Below are 6,480 nucleotides of genomic sequence, written 5' to 3'. Positions count from 1 at the left end.
CCCGCGCCCCTAGGTACCTAGGGGCGCGGGGAACTGCGCGACCAGCCCCCACCGGGCCCGCACCCGAAATCGCTACGGACGGGGTCTGGGGCGGAGCCCCAGGGGACGGGACGGGTAGGGGCGGCGGGGGCGAGGGAATCCTCAGCCCGGCCACACCAGTGACTGCATCTCCGAGTACGCGTGCAGGGCGTACGAGCCGACGTCGCGGCCCACCCCGCTCTGTTTGAAGCCGCCGAACGGAGCCTCCATGTTGCGCCCGACCGTGTTGACGCCGACGCCGCCGGCCCGCAGCTGTCGGGCCACGCGGAAGGCGCGGGCGACGTCGCCGGACCAGACGTAGTCGATGAGGCCGTAGTCGCTGTCGTTGGCGAGCTCGACGGCCTCATCCTCGTCGTCGAAGGGGAGGACCACGACGACCGGGCCGAAGATCTCCTCGCGGACCACCCGCATGTCGGGCGTGCAGTCGGCGAGGAGGGTCGGGGCGACGTAGAAACCCCGCTCGGACGGCGGCCGTTCACCGCCCGCGACCACCCGCGCCCCCTCCTTGCGGCCCAGTTCGACGTACGACTCGATCCGGTCCCGGTGGGCGGCGGAGATCACCGGCCCGACGACCGTGCCCTCCGCCCGCGGGTCTCCCACCTTCAAATAGTCGATGTAGGCAGCCAGTTGGGACACCAATCGGTCGTACACCGTCCGCTGCGCCAGCACCCTCGTCGGGGCCGTGCAGATCTGGCCGCTGTAGAAGGAGAACGTGGTTCCGATGCCGCGGACCGCCGACTCCAGGTCCGCGTCCTCGAAGACGACCGCCGCGCCCTTCCCGCCCAGTTCCATCAACTGCCGTTTCATACCGCGACCGCACACCTCGGCGATACGCCGCCCGACGGCGGTCGAACCGGTGAAGCTCACCATGTCGACGTCGTCCGAGTCGACGGCAGCCTCGCCGACCTCCGCGCGCGAGCCGCTGACGACGTTCACGACCCCCGGCGGCACACCCGCCGCCTCCAGGGCTTCAGCCATCCGGTACACGGACAGCGGGTCCTGCGGAGCGGGTTTCACGACGACCGTGTTGCCCATCGCGAGCGCCGGGGCGATCTTGCCGGCCGGGTTCGCCCAGGGGTTGTTGTACGAGGTGATGCAGGTGACCACGCCGACTGGTTGGCGTACCGCCAGGGCGCCCATCACCGCCGCCCTGCCGAACGGCCCCGCCTCGTTGATCTGCGGGGGCAGCGGCTCCTCGACGGGCTCCACGCGCGCGTACCGCTGGAATCGGGCCGCCCCGACCCCCACCTGCATCCCGCGCGCGGTGCCGGTCGTCGCCCCGGTCTCGGCCTGGGCCAGTTCGGCGTACGGGACGAGGTTGCGCCGGATCTCTGAGGCCGCCCGATGCAGGACCGCGGCCCGCTCCTCGGGTGCCGTACGCGACCATGACCGGAAGGCCTCGCGGGCCGCGGCTGCCGCCGCGTGCACCTGATCCCGCGAGGCCTCCGGAGCCGCCCCGACGACATCCTCGGTCGCCGGGTCGATCACCTCGTAGTGGCCGCCGTCCGGCTCCACCCACGAGCCGCCGATGAACAGCCGCTGCCCGTCCGTCACTTGGCCCCCCACACCCGCCGCCACCGTCGTCGCCGTCACGTCACTTCGTGCTCACCGTTCGCGTGTCCCGGCCGGACCGCAGCACCTTGCCCGGTACGGCGCCCGACACCACATCACCCCGTATCGCTTCAACCCCGTTGACCCACACGGCCGTTATGCCGATCGCCTTCGAGTCGAGGCGCGGGCTGTCTCCCGGCAGGTCGTGCACCAGGGTGGCCTTGCCGGCGTCGATGCGGTCCGGGTCGAAGAGCACGAGGTCCGCATGGAAGCCCTCCGCTATCCGTCCGCGCTCACGCAGTCCGAAGAGCTGGGCCGGGTCGTCCGTGAGCATCTTCACGGCCTGTTCGAGAGTCGTCAGCTTCCGGCCCCGCAGACAGTCCCCGATGAACCGGGTCGTGTACGGCGCCCCGCACATCCGGTCCAGATGGGCGCCCGCGTCCGAGCCGCCGAGCATGACGTCCTCGTGCCGCCACGTCTCCTGGCGCAGCGACCACGAGTCGGGGTCGTTGTCGGTCGGCATGGGCCAAAGGACCGTACGCATACCGTCGTTGGCGCAGATCTCGATGATGCACTCGAAGGGTTCCTGGCCGCGCTCGGCCGCGATGTCCCGTACGACGCGTCCGGTGAGCCCCTCGTTCTCCGCGCTGTAGGTGTCCCCGATGACGTACCGCCCGAAGTCGGCGAGGCGCCTGAAGACCCCCGCCTCCTTGGAGTCGGCCCGCCGCAGCATCTCGGAACGGACCACGGGGTCACGGAGTTTCGCGATCCGCTCGGGCACGGGGAGTCCGAGCACCTCGCCCCACCCGGGTATCAGGTTCAGCGCGCAGAAGGTCCCCAGCGACATGTTCATCGGCGTGAGGATCGGCATCGTGAGCGCCACGATCCGCCCACCGGCCTTACGGGCCCGCTCACTTGCCGCCAGCTGACGCGGGACGCGCTCGGGGACGGCCGCGTCGATCGTCAGGACGTTCCAGTTCAGCGGACGGCCCGCCGCCGCGCTCATCTCCACGAACAGATCGATCTCGTCGTCGCTGAACTGGTCGAGACAGCCCGCCACGATGGCCTCGATCTGCGTGCCCTCGTGATCGCCCACCGCCTGGGAGAGCGCGAGCAGTTCGGCGGGCTTGGCGTGCCGCGAGGCGACGGGCTTCCCGTCCCCGTCGGAGTGGGTGGAGGACTGTGTCGTGGACAGTCCCCAGGCACCGGCCTCCATCGCCTCGTGGAAGAGCGCCAGCATCTGCTCCAGCTGCTCGGGCGAGGGCTGCCCGCCGACGGCGTCCGGCCCCATCACATACCGCCTGAGCGCACAATGCCCCACCATGAAGCCCGCGTTGACCGCGATCCGCCCCTCCAGGGCATCCAGATACTCCCCGAAGGAATGCCAGCTCCACGGCGCCCCCTCCTCCAGCGCGACCAGCGACATCCCCTCGACCTTGGACATCATCCGCCGCGTGTAGTCGGCGTCCTCGGGCCGCGCCGGATTCAAGGGCGCGAGCGTGAATCCGCAGTTGCCCCCGGCCACCGTCGTCACCCCGTGGTTGAGAGAGGGCGTCGCATACGGGTCCCAGAACAGCTGCGCGTCGTAGTGGGTATGGGGATCCACGAACCCCGGCGCGAGTACGAGCCCGGAAGCATCCTCCGTCGTACGAGCCGGTTCGGTGACGTCACCGATGACGGCGATCCGCCCGTCCCGTATCCCCACGTCAGCGGTATAGGAGGGCGCACCCGACCCATCCACGACGGTCGCGCCTTTGATCAGATGGTCAAGCACGACGAAACCCTTCTCTCCCTGAACCTTCCGACTTACGGCGGGGCACACTCACCCAGGGGCGCGGGGAACTGCGCGACCAGCCACAACGAACCCGCACCCTCCGACGACCCTCAGACCGCCCCGCGGAACCGAGTAGTCCGATGGACAGGATCCGTATCGATCTTCGGAATCACGTGCTCCCCGATCAGCCTGATCGTCTGAAGCGTCTCCTCCTTGGGCACCCCCACCGGCAGCCCGAAAGACAACTGATCGGCCCCGGCCGCCTCCCACCGCTTGCACTGCGTGAGCACCTCGTCCGGATCCCCGCAGATCAACAGCTCCTCGGAGATGAGCAGTTCGATGAACTCCTCGTTGTACTCGGGCAGCGTCTCCGGCCACACGGGGAACCCCTCGGGCCGAGGGAACGTGTCGTGGTACCGGAACACCAGCGACGGCAGATAGTGCAGCCCGCCGCCCACGGCGATCCGTATCGCCTCGTCGTGCGTGGGCGCGCAGATCGCGGTCGTCGTCACCATCACGTTGTCGTTGACGAAGTCCCCGATCGGCTCCGCCTCCACGACGGCCGTCTTGTACTGCTCAAGGACCCACTCCATGTCGGAGACCTTCTGCACGCTGAAGCCGAGGACTCCGAGCCCCTTGCGGGCGGCCATGGAGTAGGAGGGCGGCGACCCGGCGGCGTACCACATGGCGGGGTGGGACTTCCCGTACGGCTTGGGCAGGACCTTGCGCGGAGGGAGCTGCCAGTGCTTGCCCTTGAACCCGACGTACTCGTCCTGGAGCCACATCTTCGGGAACTCGGCGATGGTCTCTTCCCAGATCTCTTTCGTGTAGTTCATGTCGGTGATGCCGGGGAGGAAGCCGAGGATCTCGTGCGAGCCGGCCCCGCGTCCGCTGCCGAACTCGAAGCGGTTCTCTGTGAGATGGTCGAGCATGGCGACCTTCTCGGCGACCTTCACGGGGTGGTTGACCTGGGCGAGCGGGTTGAAGATGCCCGACCCGAGGTGGATCCGCTCGGTCGCGTGCGCGAGATAGCCGAGGAAGACGTCGTTGGCGGAGAGGTGGGAGTACTCCTCCAGGAAGTGGTGCTCGGACGCCCACGCGTACTTGAAGCCGGACTTGTCCGCCTGGATGACGTACTCGGTCTCCTCCATCAGCGCCTTGTGCTCCGCGAGCGGATCGGTCTCGGCCCGCTTGCCCACGTATCCCTGTACAAAGAGCCCGAATTCCAAGGAGGTTCACCGTCCCCTGTCCGTCACCCTGCCGAACCTGACGCACCGTCAGATCCATCTGCCGCCGACTGTTGCACCGCGCCCGCGAGGCGTCAATACCTGATGGGCCGTCACATGACGCTCACGCCCGCCAGCCAGCCGCCGTCGATCACGAACGGCTGTCCGGTGATGTACGAGGAGTCCTCCGAGGAGAGGAAGAGGGCGAGCCGGGCCACCTCCTCGGGTTTCCCGATCCGGCCCATCGGCACGAGCTTGCGGTAGAACCGTTCGACACCGGCCGAGGAGGCCTCGGCGTCCGCCGCCGGGTCGAGCAGGGCCGGGTTGCTCATCGCGGTGTCGATGGCGCCCGGACAGACGGCGTTGACGCGGATGCCCTTGGGCGCCAGTTCCAGCGCGGCCACCCGCGTGAGGCCGACTATCGCGTGCTTGGTCGCGCTGTACGCGCCGACGTACGCCATGCCGGTGACCCCGGTGTATGAGGCGGTGTTGACGATGGTCCCGCCGCCGGCCGCCTCGATCTCGGGGGCCAGGGTCTTGATGCCGAGGAAGACACCGACCTGGTTCACCTGCACGACCTGCATGAACTCGTCGAGGGGCGTGTCGACCAGGGAGTTGAAGCGCAGGATGCCCGCGTTGTTGACGAGCCCGTCGACCTTCCCGTACGCATCCTTCGCGGCGGCCAGGGCGGACGTCCAGTCCTCCTCCCGGCTCACGTCGAGGTGGACGTAGAGCGCGCCGATCTCCTTGGCGAGGGTCTCACCCTGGCCGTCGAGGACGTCGGCGACCACGACGTCGGCCCCTTCTTCCCTGAACAGCCGGGCCTCCTGCTCCCCCTGGCCGCGTGCGGCGCCTGTGACGAGGACGACACGTCCGTCGAGCTTGCCCATGTGGACTCCCTTCGCGGTGCATTGGCCGAGGTCAGCGTACCGCTGGACCTGACGATGCGTCAGACCGTGAACGGATGCTTGCATCTGCGATGCCAAGTGACCGACGAGTAGGGACATTTGACTCTGTCGGCGCCTCTCGCGGGACCCCAATAATCCTCAATCAAAAGGCAAAGGAACCCTCAAGGAGAGCTGGGCATGGCCAAGAGGCGCTTCAGGAACAAGAAGGTCCGTTACGTGGCGATCGGAGCTTCACTCGTGACCGGTGCGGCTGTCGCCACCGTGATGCTTCCGTCGGCCAACGCCGCCGACGAGAAGACGCCCGAGCAGATCATTCAGATGTGTGAAAGGTCTGCGGTTCTCAACGGTGAACAGCGGTCGGTGGAAGACTTCGGGGGCGCCTTCGCCGACGGTTTCGCGGCCGACAACTGCGATTTCGTCGAGACGAAGTTCGAGACCTTCGACGGGCCCACGGAGAAAGTCACGGTCGACTTTCCGAACTGCGAGCCGAACGCCACCGAACCGTCCAAGGTGACCACCGAGTTCTCGCAGGCGATCGGTCAGGGCGAGGGCACCTACACCGAGACGGAACAGGGTGGCGGCGGCGGCCTCTTCGGAATCCTGAGCGGATCCTGGGTCAAGCACAAGAGCACGACGGACCTGACCATCAGGACGGTCACCGCCACGGAGTCGGAACAGCGCGAAGTACCCGTCGGCAAAGTCCTGCACGTGACGTTCACGCCGAAGATGCAGCGCATGACCGGCGAATGGCGGGTGCGTATCGACGCGAATCCGGGCAGCTTCGCCGTGAACCCCTCACCCGAGCAGAACTTCGTGGCACCGGACGTCGTCGAGGGCCCGGCCGTCCGGCCGGGAGCCGCGGGCGCGCCCGGACTCGCGGACGGTGTCTCCAAGGCCGTACTCACCGACTGCTGAGCCGGGACCTGGACCTCGCCCCCCTCGCGAAACCCCTCCCGAAACCCCGCCCGAAATCCCTCCCCCT

The 6,480-nt window shown here is 68.3% G+C and carries 5 protein-coding genes; 1 reads left to right on the top strand and 4 read right to left on the bottom strand.

Annotated elements, in window-relative coordinates; genetic code table 11:
* Positions 1-141: 141 nt before the first annotated feature.
* The 4 genes from ACFWXQ_RS36645 to ACFWXQ_RS36630 form a co-directional block, all read right to left on the bottom strand.
* Complete coding sequence (locus ACFWXQ_RS36645; protein ID WP_383950153.1) at positions 142-1,593, bottom strand: aldehyde dehydrogenase family protein; 1,452 nt, start codon at positions 1,591-1,593, stop codon at positions 142-144.
* Between the two features lie 40 nt (positions 1,594-1,633).
* Positions 1,634-3,364 carry an amidohydrolase family protein gene (locus ACFWXQ_RS36640; RefSeq protein WP_383950111.1) on the bottom strand — a complete coding sequence of 577 codons (1,731 nt, stop codon included), beginning with the start codon at positions 3,362-3,364 and terminating at the stop codon, positions 1,634-1,636.
* A gap of 110 nt (positions 3,365-3,474) precedes the next feature.
* On the bottom strand, positions 3,475-4,593 hold the full coding sequence (locus tag ACFWXQ_RS36635) for an LLM class flavin-dependent oxidoreductase (RefSeq protein WP_383950114.1): 1,119 nt from the start codon (positions 4,591-4,593) through the stop codon (positions 3,475-3,477).
* 110 nt (positions 4,594-4,703) lie between these two features.
* On the bottom strand, positions 4,704-5,480 hold the full coding sequence (locus ACFWXQ_RS36630) for an SDR family NAD(P)-dependent oxidoreductase (RefSeq protein ID WP_383950116.1): 777 nt from the start codon (positions 5,478-5,480) through the stop codon (positions 4,704-4,706).
* Between the two features lie 195 nt (positions 5,481-5,675).
* On the opposite strand from ACFWXQ_RS36630, the gene ACFWXQ_RS36625 reads away from it, so the two are divergent.
* Positions 5,676-6,413, top strand: coding sequence for a hypothetical protein (locus ACFWXQ_RS36625; RefSeq protein WP_383950118.1), 738 nt, complete (start codon positions 5,676-5,678; stop codon positions 6,411-6,413).
* Positions 6,414-6,480: the final 67 nt, after the last annotated feature.

The organism is Streptomyces sp. NPDC058697, from assembly GCF_042715345.1.
Lineage (GTDB): Bacteria > Actinomycetota > Actinomycetes > Streptomycetales > Streptomycetaceae > Streptomyces > Streptomyces liliifuscus.
Note: the sequence above shows the minus strand (reverse complement) of the source record. Positions and strands in the feature narration are given on the sequence as shown.